At 71.2% G+C, this 17,370-nt stretch carries 19 protein-coding genes; 10 read left to right on the plus strand and 9 right to left on the minus strand.

What is annotated here, in order from left to right:
* Positions 1-29: 29 nt before the first annotated feature.
* The 4 genes from EL493_RS21595 to EL493_RS21610 all read right to left on the minus strand — a co-directional run bounded on the left by EL493_RS21595 (position 30) and on the right by EL493_RS21610 (position 2,690).
* Entirely contained in the window at positions 30-233 is a 204-nt protein-coding gene (locus tag EL493_RS21595) for a hypothetical protein (protein ID WP_030202374.1), read from the minus strand.
* Between the two features lie 45 nt (positions 234-278).
* On the minus strand, positions 279-773 hold the full coding sequence (locus EL493_RS21600) for an FxsA family protein (protein ID WP_019047417.1): 495 nt from the start codon (positions 771-773) through the stop codon (positions 279-281).
* 63 nt (positions 774-836) lie between these two features.
* On the minus strand, positions 837-1,496 hold the full coding sequence (locus EL493_RS21605; RefSeq protein WP_019047418.1) for a response regulator: 660 nt from the start codon (positions 1,494-1,496) through the stop codon (positions 837-839).
* Between the two features lie 21 nt (positions 1,497-1,517).
* Entirely contained in the window at positions 1,518-2,690 is a 1,173-nt protein-coding gene (locus EL493_RS21610) for a sensor histidine kinase (RefSeq protein WP_022566795.1), read from the minus strand.
* Positions 2,691-2,746: 56 nt separating this feature from the next.
* Between EL493_RS21610 and EL493_RS21615 the strand changes: the two genes are divergently transcribed.
* The gene (locus EL493_RS21615; RefSeq protein WP_019047420.1) at positions 2,747-3,514 is read left to right on the plus strand and encodes a TSUP family transporter; all 768 of its coding nucleotides are present in this window, start codon (positions 2,747-2,749) and stop codon (positions 3,512-3,514) included.
* Here EL493_RS21615 and EL493_RS21620 read toward each other — a convergent pair.
* Positions 3,511-4,056: a TetR/AcrR family transcriptional regulator gene (locus EL493_RS21620; protein ID WP_022566794.1), complete on the minus strand. Its 546-nt coding sequence runs from the start codon at positions 4,054-4,056 to the stop codon at positions 3,511-3,513. The two genes, EL493_RS21615 and EL493_RS21620, sit on opposite strands and share 4 nt — an antisense overlap.
* 280 nt (positions 4,057-4,336) lie before the next feature.
* Here EL493_RS21620 and EL493_RS21625 point away from each other — a divergent pair, with 280 nt between their 5' ends.
* On the plus strand, positions 4,337-5,866 hold the full coding sequence (locus EL493_RS21625) for a TldD/PmbA family protein (RefSeq protein ID WP_030202381.1): 1,530 nt from the start codon (positions 4,337-4,339) through the stop codon (positions 5,864-5,866).
* Positions 5,863-7,257 carry a metallopeptidase TldD-related protein gene (locus EL493_RS21630; RefSeq protein ID WP_022566793.1) on the plus strand — a complete coding sequence of 465 codons (1,395 nt, stop codon included), beginning with the start codon at positions 5,863-5,865 and terminating at the stop codon, positions 7,255-7,257. Before EL493_RS21625 ends, EL493_RS21630 begins: the two co-directional genes overlap by 4 nt.
* Here the strand turns inward: EL493_RS21630 and EL493_RS21635 are convergent.
* Complete coding sequence (locus EL493_RS21635; RefSeq protein WP_019047424.1) at positions 7,254-8,360, minus strand: erythromycin esterase family protein; 1,107 nt, start codon at positions 8,358-8,360, stop codon at positions 7,254-7,256. The genes EL493_RS21630 and EL493_RS21635 overlap by 4 nt on opposite strands.
* 81 nt (positions 8,361-8,441) lie before the next feature.
* On the opposite strand from EL493_RS21635, the gene EL493_RS21640 reads away from it, so the two are divergent.
* Entirely contained in the window at positions 8,442-9,149 is a 708-nt protein-coding gene (locus EL493_RS21640; RefSeq protein WP_019047425.1) for a TioE family transcriptional regulator, read from the plus strand.
* A 104-nt stretch (positions 9,150-9,253) separates the two neighbouring features.
* Here EL493_RS21640 and EL493_RS21645 read toward each other — a convergent pair whose 3' ends face one another.
* Positions 9,254-10,543 carry an acetyl-CoA C-acyltransferase gene (locus EL493_RS21645; RefSeq protein ID WP_019047426.1) on the minus strand — a complete coding sequence of 430 codons (1,290 nt, stop codon included), beginning with the start codon at positions 10,541-10,543 and terminating at the stop codon, positions 9,254-9,256.
* Between the two features lie 79 nt (positions 10,544-10,622).
* Positions 10,623-11,003, minus strand: coding sequence for a PPOX class F420-dependent oxidoreductase (locus EL493_RS21650; RefSeq protein ID WP_019047427.1), 381 nt, complete (start codon positions 11,001-11,003; stop codon positions 10,623-10,625).
* Positions 11,004-11,094: 91 nt separating this feature from the next.
* Between EL493_RS21650 and EL493_RS33905 the strand changes: the two genes are divergently transcribed.
* The 4 genes from EL493_RS33905 to EL493_RS21670 all read left to right on the plus strand — a co-directional run bounded on the left by EL493_RS33905 (position 11,095) and on the right by EL493_RS21670 (position 14,130).
* On the plus strand, positions 11,095-11,595 hold the full coding sequence (locus EL493_RS33905) for an AAA family ATPase (protein ID WP_074965489.1): 501 nt from the start codon (positions 11,095-11,097) through the stop codon (positions 11,593-11,595).
* Complete coding sequence (locus EL493_RS21660) at positions 11,501-12,229, plus strand: VOC family protein (RefSeq protein ID WP_019047428.1); 729 nt, start codon at positions 11,501-11,503, stop codon at positions 12,227-12,229. Before EL493_RS33905 ends, EL493_RS21660 begins: the two co-directional genes overlap by 95 nt.
* A gap of 83 nt (positions 12,230-12,312) precedes the next feature.
* Positions 12,313-13,233: an NHL repeat-containing protein gene (locus EL493_RS21665; protein WP_022566791.1), complete on the plus strand. Its 921-nt coding sequence runs from the start codon at positions 12,313-12,315 to the stop codon at positions 13,231-13,233.
* A gap of 87 nt (positions 13,234-13,320) precedes the next feature.
* Entirely contained in the window at positions 13,321-14,130 is an 810-nt protein-coding gene (locus EL493_RS21670; RefSeq protein WP_019047430.1) for a 2-phosphosulfolactate phosphatase, read from the plus strand.
* A 69-nt stretch (positions 14,131-14,199) separates the two neighbouring features.
* On the opposite strand, the gene EL493_RS32460 is transcribed toward EL493_RS21670, so the two are convergent.
* Positions 14,200-14,724 (minus strand): hypothetical protein, encoded by a 525-nt coding sequence (locus EL493_RS32460; protein ID WP_019047431.1) that lies wholly within the window; start codon positions 14,722-14,724, stop codon positions 14,200-14,202.
* A 224-nt stretch (positions 14,725-14,948) separates the two neighbouring features.
* Between EL493_RS32460 and EL493_RS21680 the strand changes: the two genes are divergently transcribed.
* Positions 14,949-15,551 carry a TetR/AcrR family transcriptional regulator gene (locus EL493_RS21680; protein WP_019047432.1) on the plus strand — a complete coding sequence of 201 codons (603 nt, stop codon included), beginning with the start codon at positions 14,949-14,951 and terminating at the stop codon, positions 15,549-15,551.
* Positions 15,552-15,682: 131 nt separating this feature from the next.
* Positions 15,683-17,314 (plus strand): MFS transporter, encoded by a 1,632-nt coding sequence (locus EL493_RS21685; RefSeq protein WP_019047433.1) that lies wholly within the window; start codon positions 15,683-15,685, stop codon positions 17,312-17,314.
* Positions 17,315-17,370 lie beyond the last annotated feature (56 nt).

Here is a 17,370-nt window from a genome sequence, read left to right on the forward strand (position 1 = left end):
GTGACCCAGTCTGCCGTATCGGCGGATCGTCAGGTCGGCAGGGACAGCACGGCGCGGACGTCGGCGTCGCGCAACCCCGCCGGGGTGTGCCCGCCCGCTTCGACGGCGATGAGTTCGAGTCGCCACGCGGCGACCGTGAAATCCGACATGGACTGTCCGGCAGCGGCACTCGCTCTGCGCACCGCGTCGGCCAGTTCCGCGCTCACCGTGACGGTGATCTGCTCGGTGGCCATCGGCACACTGTAGACCCTCGCCCGCCCCGGGGCCGCATATCCGGCTCAGGCGGACCCGAGGGCACGCGGACCGCCGGTGTGTCCGTCGTCATACCACTGCCCGACGACAACACCGTCGACCACGTCGCCGCTGTCGGCGTCGACCACCATGCCGCGGTACGGCGATGGTGCGAACGAGGGCAGCGGCCCGAACCGGCGGGTGCCCAGCTTCTCCAGCACCGGCCGCAGCAGCGCCCGGGTGGGCGGGAACAGCGCCAGCAACCCGATGAGGCCGGTGACCAGGCCCGGCACGAACAGCAGGACCGATCCAGTGGCGACGAGCAGGCCGTCGGCGACCGCGCTCTCGGCGGTGACCTCCCCGCGCGCGGCCCGGCGGAAGCGGTCGAACACGCGGCGGCCCTGGGCGCCGAGCAGCAGCAGGCCGACGCCGGAGACGGCGATCAGCGCCAGCAACGCCCAGCCGGCCCCGATCAGCTGGGCCAGGCCGACGAACGCGGCGATCTCGACGACGACGTAGAGCACGAACAGCAGGGCGGTCATGGCGATCCTTTCGGACGATCTACCCTCTCCAACGCACGAGCGCCCGATTTTTCTCCCGGCCGCTCAGCCGCCGGGCCGCACGAGCCCGGTCTCGTACGCGAGCACCACCGCCTGCACCCGGTCGCGCAGCCCCAGTTTGGTGAGTACCCGGCCCACATGCGTCTTCACCGTGGCCTCCGAGAGGAACAGCGCGGCGGCGATCTCGGCATTCGAGCGGCCCGCGGCGATCTGCTCGAGCACTTCGCGTTCGCGCGCGGTGAGGACGTCGAGGACGCCGGGGTCGCGCAGGCCGGCGGGGTCCTCGGCCACGAGCCGGTCCAGCAGACGCTTGGTGACCTTGGGCGAGACCACCGCGTCACCGGCGGCGACGCTGCGGATGGCGGAGACGAGATCCTCGGGCGGGGTGTCCTTGAGCAGGAACCCGCTGGCGCCGGCGCGCAGCGCGCCGAGGGCGTGTTCGTCGAGGTCGAAGGTGGTCATCACCAGGACGCGGACGCCGTCGCCCGCGGCGACGATCCGGCCGGTGGCGGTGACGCCGTCCACCACCGGCATCCGGACGTCCATCAGGACCACGTCGGGCCGCAGTTGCGCCGTGCGCCGCACCGCTTCGTCGCCGTTGCCCGCCTCGCCGACGACCTCGATGTCGGGGTGTGCCCCGAGCACCATCTTCAGGCCCATCCGCATGAGTTCCTGATCGTCCACCACGAGCACGCTGATCGGCATTTCCCAACCTTAGCGGGCGGATCAGTCCGCTTCGGCCCGCAGCGGGAGGGTGGCCAGCACCTGCCAGCGCCCGTCGCCCGTGCGTCCGGCGGACAGGGTTCCGCCGAGCACGGCCACCCGTTCCCGCATCCCGACCAGGCCCATGCCCGCGCCGGGGATACCGCCGGCGGGTTCGCGTTCCGGCACGCCGCCGCTGTCGACGATCTCGATCCGGATGTCGTCGGGCCGCCGCTGCACCCGCACCGTCGCCTTGGGGCTGGCCCCGGCGTGGCGCAGGGTGTTGGTCAGCGATTCCTGCACGATGCGGTGCACGCCCAGGCTCACCTCGGGGGTGATGTCGTCGAGTTCGCCGGTCAGTTCCAGGTCGACGGCCAGGCCCGCGTCGCGCATGAGCTCGGCGAGCTGGGCGATGCCCGCGCTGCCGTGCTGGGGCAGCAGTTCCGGCGCGTGCTCGGTGCGCAGCAGCGCGACCGTGCGGCGCAGTTCGCGCAGGGCGTCGCGGCCGGTGCCCGCGATGGTGGCCAGGGCGCGTTCGGCGGTGTCGGGGTCGTGGCGCAGCGCGTACTTGGCGCCGTCGGCCTGGACGATGATGACGCTGACCGCGTGCGCGACCACGTCGTGCAGTTCCCTGGCGATGCGGGTGCGCTCGGCGGCGACGGCTTCGTGGGCGCGGCGTTCCTTGTCGTAGTCGGCGACGGCGAGCCGCGCGGCGACCTCGGCGTCGTAGGCGTGCCGGGCGCCGTTGAACTCGGCCAGCGTCCAGCACAGCGCGTAGATCACCCCGACCAGGGCGAGGTCGCCGCCGTCGGGCTGGCGCAGCAGCAGGACCGAGACGGTCAGGTCGACGCCGAGGCAGAGCAGATACAGCAGACCGTCGCGGCGCCCGACATAGGCCACCAGGGTGTAGAGCATCACCCCGAGCCCGATCAGCGCGACGTGGCCGGTGGTGTCGTTGCCCACCACGTACCCGACCGCGGTGCACAGCAGCGACAGCGCGAACATGGCCGCGGCCATGGCCCGCGGGTAGATCCGGCGCAGCACCAGCGGCAGCGGCAGGATCAGCGAGAAGACCAGGTAGGCGGCCTTGTTGTCCTCGTTGCCCGCGCCGAGGGCGTCGAGCACCATGAGCATGAAGGCCAGGATGGAATCGGCCACGATGGGGCGGCCGCGAAGCCACAAGCTGAACCGGCGCACCGGACCAGCCTAGGCCCGGGTTGGCGTTCCGGCCGTGATCTTGATTGCCTGGTCGGATGCAACTGGGAGACTGGGCGGTCCTGCTCGTGGCCGCAGGCGCGGCGGGCTGGGTCGACGCGGTGGTCGGCGGCGGCGGGCTGATCATCCTGCCGACGCTGTTCCTCGTGGCGCCCGGGATCGCGCCGCAGACGGCCCTGGGCACCAACAAGCTCGCGGCGCTGTCGGGCACGGCCACGGCGGTCGTCACCTTCGCGCGCCGGGTGCCGATGCAGTGGGCGGTGCTGATCCCCGGTGCGATGATCGCCGCGATCACCGCCGCCTGCGGCGCGGCCGCGGTGTCGCTGATCGATCGGGAGCTGTTCATCCCGCTGGTGATGGTGGTGCTGGTCGCGGTGGCGCTGTTCGTCACGCTGCGGCCCTCGGTCGGCATGACGATGGCGACCCATCCGCCGACGCAGCGCAAGGTGATCCTGGTGGTGGCGCTGGCCGCGGGTCTGATCGGGCTCTACGACGGCCTGCTCGGGCCGGGCACCGGCACGTTCCTGATCATCACCTTCGCCACGCTGCTCGGTACCGAGTTCGTGCGGGCGGCGGCGATGGCGAAGGTGATCAACTGCGGATCGAATCTGGGCGCCCTGGTGTTCCTCGGTGCGACCGGGCACATCCTGTGGGGTCTCGGCGCGGGCATGGCCGTGGCGAACGTGGCGGGCGCGCTGGTCGGTTCGCGGATGGCACTGGCCAAGGGCGCGGGGTTCGTGCGGGTGGTGCTGCTGGTCGTGGTGGTGGTGATGGTGGTGCGGCTGGGCTGGCAGCAGTTCGGCTAGCGCGCCGGTTCCTTCGGCGCCGCGGCGGCGAGCCACGGCTGGAGCACGCGCGAGGTGGTCTCGTGGATCTTGCGGTGCAGTCGTTCGCCGTCGTCGATGCCGTGCTGGGGCTGCTGGAACAGCACCGTCAGCGCGCCCGACACGGCGCCGACCACCGCGCCCACCAGCGCGGCGGCCCCGACCTCGTCGAGTTCGTGCGGGAACGCCGCGTGCAACTGCCGGGCGATCTCGCGCTGGGCCACGAGCTGGGCGTGCGCGGCGCGACCGCTCACCGCGGGCACGGTGCGCGAGACCCGGGCGCGCAGCGCGGCCACGCGGGCGCCCAGATCGTCGACGAGATGTTCGCCGGGATTGTCGCCCGCCGCGCGCAAGGCGCGCAGCAGCACTTCCACCGGCCGCTCCCCCGGCCGCCGGGTGGCGATGGCGGCGACGGCCGCGCGCACCCGTTCGTCGGGTTCGGGGAAGAGCAGTTCTTCCTTGCTGGCGAAGTAGTTGAAGAAGGTCCGGGTGCCGACCTCGGCCTCGGCCGCGATCTCGGCCACGGTCGTTTCCTCATAGCCTCTGGCCTCGAACAAGCCGACGGCGGCCACGAGGATCGCACGACGGGTTCGTTCCCTTTTTCGATCGCGGAGGGCGGATGGCGGCACGGCGGGCACCCTACGCCATCCGGACAGCTCGCGGCGGGAGGATCGGGGTCAGCGCGTCACGGTTGTGCTGCCGGAGCCGGGTTTTCGCGCACGACGGCCCGAAATACCGCCTGGCCGGGACCGCAATCGGCGGCACGGGTCCCGTGTGTCGGCGGCACCGGCTAGCGTAGGCCGGGTGAGTACCGCGACGTCGAGAGAAGTGGACGAACAGTTCCGTGCGCTGGGCTTGCCCGCGCTCGCCGAGGCGGCGCTGTCGGCGGCGCGCGCGGCCGGCGCCGAGCACGCCGATCTGCGGGTCCAGCGGTTGGTGACCCAGTCCATCCGGCTACGCGACGGGCGGGTGGAGGCGGTCACCGACGCGACCGAGCTCGGTCTGGCCGTGCGCGTGATCGTCGACGGCACCTGGGGTTTCGCCTCGCACGCCGCGCTCACGCCCGCGACCGCCGCGGAGGTGGCGCGCCGCGCGGTCACCGTCGCGACGACGCTGCCCGCGCTCAACCGCGAGCGGGTCGAGCTCGCCGCCGAGCCGCGCTACGCGGACGTGTCGTGGGTGTCGGCCTACGACCTCGACCCGTTCGCGGTGCCCACCGCCGACAAAGTGGCGTTGCTGCAGGACTATTCGGAGCGGCTCGCGTCCGCCGACGGCGTCGACCACGTGACCGCCTCGGTGCTGCAGGTCAAGGAACAGACCTTCTACGCCGACACGGCCGGCTCCACGATCACCCAGCAGCGGGTGCGGTTGCATCCGCAGCTGGAGGCGATCACCGTCGACGCCGCGTCGGGGGTGTTCGAGACCATGCGCACCCTCGCCGCGCCCGCGGGCCGCGGCTGGGAGTACGTCACCGGCGCCGACGGAACCTGGGACTGGGCGGGCGAACTCGCGCAGATCCCCACCTGGCTGGCGGAGAAGGTGAAGGCGCCCAGCGTCGTCGCCGGTCCCACCGACCTGGTGATCGATCCGACGAACCTGTGGCTCACCATCCACGAGTCGATCGGCCACGCCACCGAGTACGACCGGGCGATCGGCTACGAATCCGCCTACGCCGGCACCTCGTTCGCGACGCCCGACCAGCTCGGCACACTGCGCTACGGCACCCCGATCATGCACGTCACCGGGGACCGCACCCAGGTCAACGGCCTGGCCACGGTCGGCTACGACGACGAGGGGGTGGCGGGGCAGCGCTGGGATCTGGTGCGCGACGGCGTCCTGGTGGGCTACCAGCTGGATCGGGTCTTCGCGCCACGCCTCGGGCTGGACCGGTCCAACGGCTGTTCCTACGCCGATTCCCCGCACCACGTGCCGATCCAGCGGATGGCCAATGTGTCGCTGCAACCGGATCCCGAGCGCGACACCAGCACCGCCGAGCTCATCTCCCGGGTCGAGGACGGCATCTACATCGTCGGCGACAAGTCGTGGTCGATCGACATGCAACGCTACAACTTCCAGTTCACCGGGCAGCGGTTCTTCCGGATCCGCGACGGGGAGCTGGCCGGTCAGCTGCGCGATGTCGCCTACCAGGCCACCACCACCGACTTCTGGGGTGCGATGGAGGCGGTCGGCGGGCCCAGCACCTGGCAGCTCGGCGGCGCGTTCAACTGCGGCAAGGCCCAGCCCGGCCAGGTGGCGGCAGTGAGCCACGGCTGCCCGTCGGTGCTGGTACGCGGGATCAACATTCTCAACACCCGGACGGAGGGCGGCCAGTGAGTGCAACGGGTGTGTTCCCGGCGGGCGCGGTGGTCGAGCGCGCGCTGGCGGCGTCGAAGGCCGACGAGGCGATCGTGATCGTCACCGACGCGCACGAGGCGTCGCTGCGGTGGGCGGGAAATTCGATGACCACCAACGGGTCGTCGGTGTCGCGCGACTGGGCGGTGGTCTCGGTGTTCCGCGACGGCCCGAACGCCGCGCGGGTGGGCAGTATCAGCTCCACCAGCGTCGACCCGGACGAGATCGAGGCGGTGGTGCGCGCCAGCGAGGAGGCCGCACGGACGGCGGCGCCTGCCCGCGACGCGATGCCACTGCTGGAACCCACCGTCGACGACACCGCCACCTGGGACCACGCGCCCGGCGCCACCGAGATCGCGGTGTTCACCCAGCTGGCCCGTGACCTGTCGGCCGGGTTCGACGGTGGCGACCGGCTCTACGGTTTCGCCCACCACCAGCTGCACACCACCTGGCTGGGCACATCCACCGGGATCCGGCGCCGGTTCAGCCAGCCGACCGGGTCGGTGGAGATCAACGGAAAGCGCGGCGAGGGTAGCGATCTCGCGAGCGCCTGGGTCGGCGTCGGCACCGCCGATTTCACCGATGTCGACACCCCCGGGCTGCTGGCCGAGTTGTCCCGGCGCCTCGACTGGTCGGCCAACCGGGTCGCGCTGCCCGCGGGCCGCTACGAGACGCTGCTGCCACCGTCGGCGGTGGCCGACCTGATGATCTATCTGGCCTGGACGATGGAGGGCCGCGGCGCGCACGAGGGCCACACCGCGTTCTCCCGTGCCGGCGGTACCCGGATCGGCGAGCGGCTCAGCGACATTCCGCTGACCCTGTACTCCGACCCGAACGCGAGCGGCCTGGAGTACCGGCCGTTCGTGGCGACCCCGGCGTCGTCGGAGTCGCTGTCGGTGTTCGACAACGGGCTGCCCGCGCAGCGGGTGGACTGGATCGGGTCCGGTGTCGTGGAGTCGCTGGTGTACCCGCGTGCGACCGCCGCCGAGTTCGCCGCGCCCGCCACGGTTCCCGGGGAGAACCTGCTGCTCACCGGTGGCGGCGACGCCTCGCTCGACGACATGATCGCCCGCACCGAACGCGGACTGCTGCTGACCTGCCTGTGGTACATCCGCGAGGTGGACCCGGCCACCCTCCTGCTGACCGGGCTCACCCGCGACGGGGTCTACCTGGTGGAGGACGGCCGGGTCACCGGCGCGGTCAACAATTTCCGGTTCAACGAGAGTCCCTTGGACCTGCTGCGCCGGGTCAGCGAGGCGGGCGCCACCGAGATCACCCTGCCTCGCGAATGGAAGGACTGGTTCACCCGCACCGCCATGCCGCCGCTGCGGATCCCGGACTTCCACATGTCCTCGGTGAGCCAGGCGACCTAGGGCTGTCGCGCCGGGGCGGCGAGGCGGAGGTGCCAGATCGCGTCCGCGCCGTCGATGGTCTCCTGGTCCAGCGGGAACAGGCCGCGCTCGTCGATGTCGGGGTCGCTCGCGGTGGCATCGGCGGCGGGCGTCAGCGTCCAGTCGCGCATATTCGCTTGGGCGCCTGGGGTTTCGGGGTCGCGGGTGAGGCTGCCCGCGAGGTAGGTGTAGCGGTCGCCGAGCAGGGGTCCGAGGATGGCTCCGGGGCTGTACCAGCGCAGGGTCAGCGGACCCATCGTCATGGTGCTGCGGTTGCGCTGCAGGTGCACGTTGTGCCCGTAGAGCAGGGTGGGGCCGCGACGGTCTTCGACCTCGCGGATGTCGCGGATGTTCTCGGCCATGAGCACGTCGCGGGTGGCGAGCAGGCCGGAGATCCGGGTGGCCTCGTCGACGCGGCGGGCGGCCTGGCGGTGGTAACGCAGGAGACCGAGCGCGGCGCCGAGCTGCGCTGTGGCCCTGCGCCATTCGGTTTCCGAGGTGGCCGCGATGAGCTCGGGGGTGCGGGCGTACAGGGTGTTCTGCAGGTCGTCGGCGAGGGCGTGCAGGCGCCGCGCGTCGTCGGTGTCGCCGATCGACTTCGCCGGGTCCAGGATCGCCTCGTCGCGGTGCCAGCGTTCGTCGTCGCCGGCGGGGGTGGCGATGTCGAGGTCCAGTTCCAGGTAGTCGCGGACGTATTCGAGGTACAGGCGCGGGCTGGGGGCGCTGGTGTTCTCCAGCGGGGCATCGAAGCCGTGGAAGGCGATCTGTTCGGCGGGCGGCACCGTGCGGTTGTGGTCACGAATCCACTCGACCAGTTCCCGGTTGGCGGGCACCGCGCCGAAGCCGTGCGAGAAGCCGGAGCGCAGCACCTCGTCGAGATCGCCGATGCCGTGGCGGACGTAGTCGTCGACCGCGAACGCGGCGAGCCGATCGGATTCCAGGGCGATGGACCGAAACCCGTGTGCGACCAACTGGGCGAACAGCTCGTTGCGCAGCAGCGGGAACGCCGGCTCGAGGTGGGTCGGTTCGCCGAGGCCGAGCAGGGTGCAGGTGGACGGGACGAAGTCGCGAATGTCGTGGCTCATGTGTCTCAATCGTATCGTTGAACATTCGATGGAGACTTTGCCTGCGATAATGCGTGAGATGCCGGGTAAAGTCTCAAAACCGTGAGAGAACTTCGGCCGTCCGATCTGGCACGAGAACACGGCCTGTCGACACAGGCCGTCCGCAACTACGAGGAATCGGGGTTTCTCCCCGCCGCGCGGCGCACCCCCAGCGGCTACCGGATCTACACCGAGCTGCACGCCACCGCTCTGCGGGCCTTTCTCGCGCTGCTGCCCGCCTACGGGCATGCCACGAGCGGGCGGATCATGATCGCGATCGGCGCCGGCGACATCGATCTCGCGCTCGACCTCGTCGACCGGGGTCACCAGCGATTGCTGCGCGACCGCGAGACCCTCGACGCGGTCGCCGCGGCCGTCGCGCAGCTGACCGCCGACGCTTCCGCGCTCCCGCGGGCCGAGGTCAGAACCATCGGCGAACTCGCGCACCTGCTCGACGTCACCCCCGCGACGCTGCGGAAGTGGGAGGCCGCGGGCATCCTGACCCCCGCCCGGGACCGATCCACCGGCTACCGGCGCTACGGACCCGCCGACATCCGCGACGCCGAACTGGCCCACCTGCTACGCCGCGGCGGCTACCCCCTGTCGCGGATCGCGCTGGTCGTCACGCAGATCCGCGAGGCGGGCGGCACGGACGCGGTCAGCCGCGCCCTCGACGACTGGCGCGCGCGGCTCACCGCGCGCGGCCTCGCCATGCTGGACGCGGCCGCCCACCTCAGCGGCTATCTGCGCCAGCGCGGGCAGACGACCTGATGCCTGCCCGCGCTACCTCGCGCTGCCTGCGCTGTTCGCGGTGCGCGCTGTTCGCGGTGGGGGTGCGACGACGTTCGGTCGGCGGAGGGTCTGCCCACCGCCGGTCACACGCGTTCGAGTACCGCCGAGGCGCCGATGCCGCCCGCCGCGCAGATGCCCAGCAGCGCGGTCTCCTTGCCGGTGCGCGCCAGTTCGTTGGCCATGGTGGTCACCATACGGGCGCCGGTGGCGCCGAACGGGTGGCCGAGCGAGATGGAGCCGCCGTGCACATTGAGCTTGTCGATGTCGACGGAGCCGACGGGTTCGTCGCGGTCCAGCCGGGTCTTGGCCCACTCCGGGCTCTCCAGCATGCGCAGTACGGACAGGGTCTGCGCGGCGAACGCCTCGTGGATGTCGACGAGGTCGATGTCGGCCAGGCTCAGGCCCGCCTTGTCGAGCGCGCGCGGCATCGAGATGGCGGGGCCGATCAGGACCTGGTCGGCCGGGTCCACGCTGACGAAGCTCCACGAGCGGAACGCGGCCAGCGGCGTGAAACCCAGTGCGCGCGCCTTCTCCTCGCTCATCAGCAGCACGGCGGACGCGCCGTCGGTGAGCGGGCTGGCATTGCCCGCGGTGACGGTGCCGCCCTCGGCGAAGACCGGGCGCAGTCCGGCGAGCTTGTCGACGCTGGTGTTCGCGCGGACCAGCCCGTCGGTCTCGATCCGGACGCCCGACGGTGTGGTCACCGGGACGACCTCGTCGTCGAATCGGCCCGAGGCGATGGCGGCGGCGGCCCGGTGGTGCGAGCGGGCCGCGAACTCGTCCTGGTCGGCGCGGGAGATGCCGTTGATCCTGGCCATCTTCTCGGCCGACTCCCCCATCACCTCGCCGGTGGTGCGCTCGGAGATCTTGGGCTGGCGCGGCAGGATGTCGGTGAACGGCGCGAGCTGACGGACCACATCGAGATAGTCCTTGGGCTTCGGCTTGCCCAGCGCGACGGGCGCGACCGCGTGCACCACCTTCTGCGGCAGTTTGATCTCGGCATTGCTGGTGGAGTCGCTGCCGCCGGCGATCATGATGTCGTACTCGCCGCGTTCGATCGCCGCCGCCGCGGAGGTGACGGCCTGCAGGCCCGACGCGCACGCCCTGGTCACCGTGTACCCCTCGCACCCGAAGTCCAGGTTCAGGTCGAGGGCCACCTCACGCGCGATGTTGGGCGCGTGGCTGGGCAGCACCACGCCACCCCACACGATGGACTGGATCTCGCCGGGCGCGATACCGGTGCGCTCGATCAGGCCGCGGACGGCGGCACCGGCCAGGGCGATGCTGTCGAGGCGGGTGAAGTCGGTGAACGCGCGCACGAACGGGGTACGCGCGCCCGCGACGACGACGGCGCGGGTGCGTTTGTCGGCCATGTGAGTCCCTTCGGAGATATCCGCTCCGGCCCACGTTATCCGATACCGTCGGTACTGGGTACTGCTTCGCGCCGATCCGTCAGGCGGGCACGATCTCGATGCCGATGGTGCCCGCCTTGCCGCGGCGCAGGTTGCTGCCGAGGATCACCAGCGGCCCGGTGAGCCAGTACTTGCGGCGCAGCCAGGACCGCACCTGCTCGGTCTCGGCGGCGTCGAGGATCCGCGCGGTTCCGCCGGCGACGGCACCGTGCGTCTTGCCGCGCGCGTCGCACGGTTGCAGCGTCACCTCGGGATTGCGGCGGATCCGCTTGACCTTCCAGGAGTCGGTGACCGTCCAGACATACAGCTTGTCGTCGCGGGCGACAGCCCACACCGGCGTGCCGACCGGAGTGCCGTCCTTACGGAAGGTGGTGAGCAGCACGAAGTTCGCGTCCTGCAGTTCGCCGAGGCGGTTCGTCATACCCGGCAGCCTAATGCCATCAGCCCCACCCCACCCGGCCGCCGGATCCTTCACCAGGTCTACTGCGCCGGATCTTCGGGATGATGATGCGATGGACAAGCTACTGGTGTTGATCAACGGGCTTCCCGGCTCGGGTAAGTCCACGTTGGGACGCGCGCTGGCGCCGAAACTGCATGCCCAGTTCTTGTCCAAGGACACCGTGAAGGTATCCCTCGCCATGGCGCAGAGGCCACGCCGCTCGGGCTCACCAACACACTCGTCGTCGACACCACCGGCCCGGTCGACTGCGCACTGCTGGCTGACCGGATCCGACTCATGGCAACTCCGGTCGGCAGGATGTCGGCCTCCCTGCCCCCGACGCCCTGACCGAGAATCCGCGCGCGGCTCAGCTGCTCCGACAACGGAGCGGCGGTGTCTTCGGCGAAACAAGTATGGGCGGATTCGGGAAAGTCTTCCTAACCTCGGGGCGGATCGACTTCGTTCTCCGGAAGGGCTTGATGATGACCGATACCGCGGTGCCGATGCTGTGGAGCGGCGATCTGCCGAACACCCTGGCGTTCTATCGGGCGCTGGGCTACACCGTCACCTATGAGCAGACTCGGCCTTATGTGTACGGGGCGGTCGAAGGATTCGGGTGCGCGCTGCATTTCGCGCCCGGGCCGGCGGGGGTGGCGGAGCAGGCCGAACAGGTGAACGCGCTGGTGTTCGTCGACGATGTCGCGGCCCGGCACGCCGAGTTCACCGCCGCGCTGCGCGCGCATTACGGCAGGATTCCCGCCAAGGGGCGGCCGCGGATCACCCGGTTCCGGCCCGGCCAGTCGCGGTTCTCGCTGGTGGATCCGGTCGGCAATACGGTGCTGGTGGTGCAGCGCGACGAGCCGATGAAGCTGGAATACGGTGGTTCGCGGGAGCTGGCGGGCCTGGCGAAGGTGCTCGACAATGCCCGGATCCTGCGCGATTTCAAGAACGACGACCGCGCGGCGACCCGGGTGCTGGAGACCGGTCTGCGCCGGTTCGCCACCACCGCACCCGCCCTCGACCGGGCCCGCGCCTACGCCGCGCTCGCCGAACTGGCGGTCGCGGCCGGCGACACCGAGCGGCTGACCCACTGGAAGTCCGAGCTGGAGTCCGTCGAACTCACCACCGACGATCGTGCCGTGCTGGCGGCCGACGCCGAGGCGTCCGCGGTCCTGGCCACCTGGCTGAGCACGACCACCGCGGACTGAGGCGGAATCGCAGCTAGGCTGCGGGCATGCGCCGAGCTTCCGGACCGCGTCATCTCCGCTGTCTCGCAACAGCACTCGTGGCCATGGCCGTCACCGGCCTCGGCCCGGTCACCGTCGCGCACGCCGCTCCCGGCTGCGCCGGCGGCTGGCAGGCCGAGGTCGTGGCCGCCGATCTCGGTGGGCTGGAGAATCTGGAAGCCGACGGCGCGGGCGGCTTCTACGTCACCGGGATCGTCGAGGGCGAACTGCTGCACGTCGACCGCGACGGCCTGGTCACCACCGTGCTGACCGGGCTGGACAATCCCGCCGGGCTCCGGTTGTCCGGCGACACCCTGTATTTCGTCACCGGTGACGGCACCACCCCCGGCGGAGGTGGCACGCTGCGGCAGCTGCACCTGCCGACCGGCGAGGTCACCGTGCTGCTACCCGATCTGGTCCAGCCCAACGGACTGCTGCTGCTCCCGGACGGTGATCTGCTCATCTCCCAGCTGTCGGTGCCGTGGCCGCCGGTCGGCATCAGCCGATACCGCCCGGCCACAGGCGAATTCGTCCTCGGCTGGTCGCCGGTGCCCCGCCCCAACGGCCTCGCGCTCGCCCCCGACGGACGGGCCGTCCTCACCGAGGACGTGGCGACCTCCCAGATCCTGCGGGTGCCGCTGGATGCCCCCGACCGGCCGGTCCCGGTCGCCGCCGTGCCCGACGGACTCCTCCCCGGCCTCGACGACCTAGATGTGTCCGCCGCGGGGCTGGCCTTCGTCGCGGGCGACTACTCCGGCAGCGTCTACCAGGTCGACATCACCACCGGTGCCTGGTGCACCCTCGCCACCGCCTGGACCACACCCCGCACCGGCCCCCTGCCCGCACCGCCCCCGATCGGCCCCACCTCGGTCCGCATCGCCCGCGACGGCACAGACTGGGCGCTGTTCGTCACCAGCATCGACGGCACCCTGCGCCGCCTCCGTCCGCCACCCCACCTGGATCTCACGCCACCGCCACCCCGCTGATCTACGCGCAGCCTGAGCGCATCACTGACACCGGTCCGGGACCTCGTGGTGGACTGGAACATTCAGCGATCGACGGAGGAGGTCCCGGTGGGGGCGGAGTGGGCCGCGCAGCGCGGGTTCGGGATCAGGACCGAATGGGGGCGCGCCGGAGCGGCGGCGATCGGAGAGGACGCGGCCTGCCTGGTGGTGATCGACGTGTTGTCGTTCACCACCTCGGTCTCGGTGGCGACCGCGGCGGGGACCGCGGTATTTCCGTACCGGTGGCGCGACGACTCGGCGCGCGACTTCGCCGAGAGCCGTGACGCCGCGCTCGCGGTCGGGCGGCGTGCGGCGGGACCGGGGCACCCGTGGTCGTTGTCGCCTGCGGCGATCCGGCGGGCGCCGTTCACCGAACGGCTCGTCCTGCCCTCACCGAACGGGTCGGCGATCGCGGCGACCGCGGCGGGAACGACCACCGTCGTCGCCGCGTCCCTGCGCAATCGCCGGGCGGTCGCGGACTGGCTGATCGCCCAGGGCTGGGGGACGCCGCGGCATCCGATCGCGATCGTGCCCGCCGGGGAACACCGGCCGGGTGACGGCCGGGCCGACCCGGGCCCGGGCGCACAACTCCATCGGCCCGCGCTCGAGGATTGGCTCGGCGCGGGCGCGCTCGCCGCGGCGCTGCTGGATCGCGGCGCCACGCAGCCGTCGCCGGAAAGCCTGTCCGCGGCAAGCATGTTCACGGCCATACCGGATGTCGGAGCCCTGATCGCCGACTGCGCGTCCGGCCGCGAACTGGCGACGATCGGGTTCGCCGAGGACGTCGTTCTCGCCACCGAACTCGACGCCGACCCCACCGTGCCGGTCCTGACCGACAGCGCCTTCGTCGACCGCGCGACCCGGGCGGTCAGGCCGTGACCGACCGGCCGGACGCCTCAGGACAGCGGAACGGCGGGTGGTCACGTCGACCACCCGCCGTCCACTCCCCTACTGGTTCGCGCCGATGATCCCGCCGATCACGGCGCCGATCACGCAGCCCGGGATCGCGGAGACGACCAGGAAGATCAGGCCGATCAGCGCGCCCACCACACACCCGATGGCGATGCCGGCGACGATGTTCCCGGTCTGGTCGATGTGCTGCAGCGCCACCGGATTCGGTGCGGGCGCGCCCACCGAGGTGAGGGTCAATGTCGTGGCGGCGGCATCGACCTCGGGGACCACCCGCACGGCGGGCCCGGCCACGGTCTGCACGGTGGTCGGAATGAAGCCCACGCGGCTCCCGTCCGGCGCGAGCACGGCGACACCGGCGTCGGGTGTCAGCTCGAACCGGCCCGAGGCCAGTTCCACCGTCGCCGCGGAACCGTCGGGCGCGACCGCCGCCGTATAGGCCACCGCGCCGTCGACCCCGGACACCGACGGCCCGGCGACCGGAGCGCCGTACGCGGTGGCCGCGGTGATGCCGGTCGCTGCCACGGTGAGGACACCGGCAGCCAGCAACTGCTTGAACTTCATGGGCTTTCCCTCCGACTTGCCGAACCGGTCCTACCCCGGAATCGGCGCGTTACCCACTCATGATGCGCCATGGCTATTGTGCATAACACCAGATCGGACAGATCCCGATCGGGCTCCGGCACAACAGGATTCGCACCGGATGGACGTACCGACCGGTCGCGCCCCAGCCGCGTCGCGCCACGCCGCCGACACGCCGCGCGGCGCCCGACCGATACGCTCGCGAGGTGACCCGGGGACAGCAAGGCGGCCGCGCGGCCCAGGCTCAGGCCCGCCGCACCGCCATCATCGATGCCGCGACCACCCTCATCGCCGAGCGCGGCTACCACGGCACCTCACTGGCCGCCGTGGCCGACCGCGTCGGCCTCACCCAGGCCGGGGTCCTGCACTACTTCCCCAGCAAGGACGCACTGCTCTCGGGCGTCCTCGAGGCACGCGAGCGCTGGGATGTGGCCGCGTTCGTGGCCCGGCTCTCCGAGGCCAAGCTGGCCCACCTCGACCAGATCGTCGAGTACACCACCGAGCGGCCCGCCGACGCACAGGCGTTCACCGTGCTCGCCGGGGAGAGCGTGACCGAGGCGCACCCGGCCCGCGCGTTCTTCACCGCGCGCTACGCCAAGGCCCGCGCCGACTTCGCCGACCTGCTGACCAGCGAGTTCGGTGACCACCTGCCCGGCGGCCTGACCCCGGCCCAGGCGGCGCCGCTGCTACTGGCGGTCCTCGACGGACTGCAGATCCAGTGGTTGCTCGACGGCGACGAGATCGACCTACCGCAGGCCTACCGCCACTTCGTCACGCTGCTTTCACCCACTCAGCGGGAGCAAACATAACGTTTCCATAACTTCACCAACCTAGCGCTCGGTAGGGGTCACATACTCCGAGGCGGAACCGGCACTGCGACCTGCGTCACATTCGCCGGGGATCCATCCCTCGCAGTAGTTCTCGAACATCGGAGCGTGGCATGTCCACCATTCCCCAAGATCCCACCCCGGCGAGTCCCGTGACGACGACGAAACCGGAGAACGACACCGGCAGGCTCGACGGCGCCTCCAAGGCGCGCGTCTTCGCCGTACTCGCGGTGATCGTGCTGTTCACCGAGATCGCGCCGATGCAGTACACGATCGTGTCCGCGGCGCTGCAGAAGATCGCCCCGACCTTCCCCGGCGTCGGCGCGAACATCAACTGGGCCATCATCGTCTTCGGGCTCATCGGCGCGGCCGCCTCACCGCTCATCGGCAAGATGAGCGACGTCTGGGGCAAGAAGCGAATGTTCCTGGTCTGCGGCGTGCTGTTCCTGATCGGCTGCGTCCTGGACGCGACCACCTCGAACTGGGGCATCTTCCTGCTCGGCCGCTGCCTGCAGGCCACCGCCATCGCCACCGCGGTCATCGCCTACGGCCTGATCCGGGATCTGATGCCGCGCAAGTACGTTCCGCTCGGCCTCGGCATCACCGCGACCGGCCTCGGCGTCTCCGCCATCGCGGGTCCGCTGCTCGGCGGCTTCCTGGTGGACAACTACAGCTGGCGCGCGATCTTCTGGGCCCTGGCCGCGTTCACCCTGCTGATGCTGCCGCTGGTGTACTTCGTCGTCCCGGAATCCACCCTGCGCGTGCGTGAGCGCATCGACTTCGTCGGCGCGCTGCTGCTCGCCGGCGGCGCCGCGCTGATCCTGATCTACCTCGACAAGGGCCACGACTGGGGCTGGAGCAAGCCGACCACGCTGGCCTGGGTGATCACCGGTGTGGTCCTGCTGGTGCTGTTCGTCCTGGTGGAAACCCGGGTGGCGCAACCGATCATGGACATGCAGCTGCTGTTCCACCCGCGCGTGGCGCTGGTGCTGGCCGGGGCACTGTTCGCCTCGCTGCAGATCGGCGTCGTGTCCTACGCCATCGCCTACATGTCGCAGACGCCCGACGAGGCGACCGTGACCGCGGGCGTCCAGCAGGGCGTGCTGGCCAAGGTGCAGGCCATGACCGGTCAGCCGATGCCGCCCGAGGCCGTGCAGGTGGCGCTCGATCCCGGCTACACCTACGGCAACGGCTACACCCTGCTCGAGTTCGCGCTGCGGATCGCGCTGCTGGGCGCGGTGGTGACCATGGTGTGCGGCGCGCTCGCCGGGGTGATCGCGCGCAAGGTGGGCGCCCGGATCCCGCTGGTGATCGCGCTGGCGATCTTCGTCTGCTCGGCCGCGGCCTTCGCCGTGCTGCCACACACCAGCACGGTGTTCCTGCTGGTCAACGCCGTGTTCAGCATCGGCTTCGGCTTCTACTACGCGGCCATGCCGATCCTCATGGTGGAGGCGGTGCCGCAGGAGCAGCAGGGCATCAGCCTGGGCATGCTCGGTGTCATGCAGTCGATGGGTGTCGCGATCGGCCTGGCCGTGGTCACCGCCTTCCTGCACGCCAACGGGATGACCGCGCTGATCAGCGTGGGTGGCCAGGACCAGCCGCCGACGCCGGTGCCGGACATCTTCGGTGATCGCGGCTACGAGCTGGGCTTCTGGGTCTGCGGCGCCGCCGCGGCCGTGGCCCTGGTGCTCGCGGTGATCATGCGGCACGGCCGCACGCCCGCCACCGGCGGCACCGCACACTGAGTCCGCGCGCGGACGGGCCGGTGATCGGCGACGATCACCGGCCCGTCCGCGCTTGC

It is taken from the genome of Nocardia asteroides (assembly GCF_900637185.1).
GTDB classification, from domain to species: domain Bacteria; phylum Actinomycetota; class Actinomycetes; order Mycobacteriales; family Mycobacteriaceae; genus Nocardia; species Nocardia asteroides.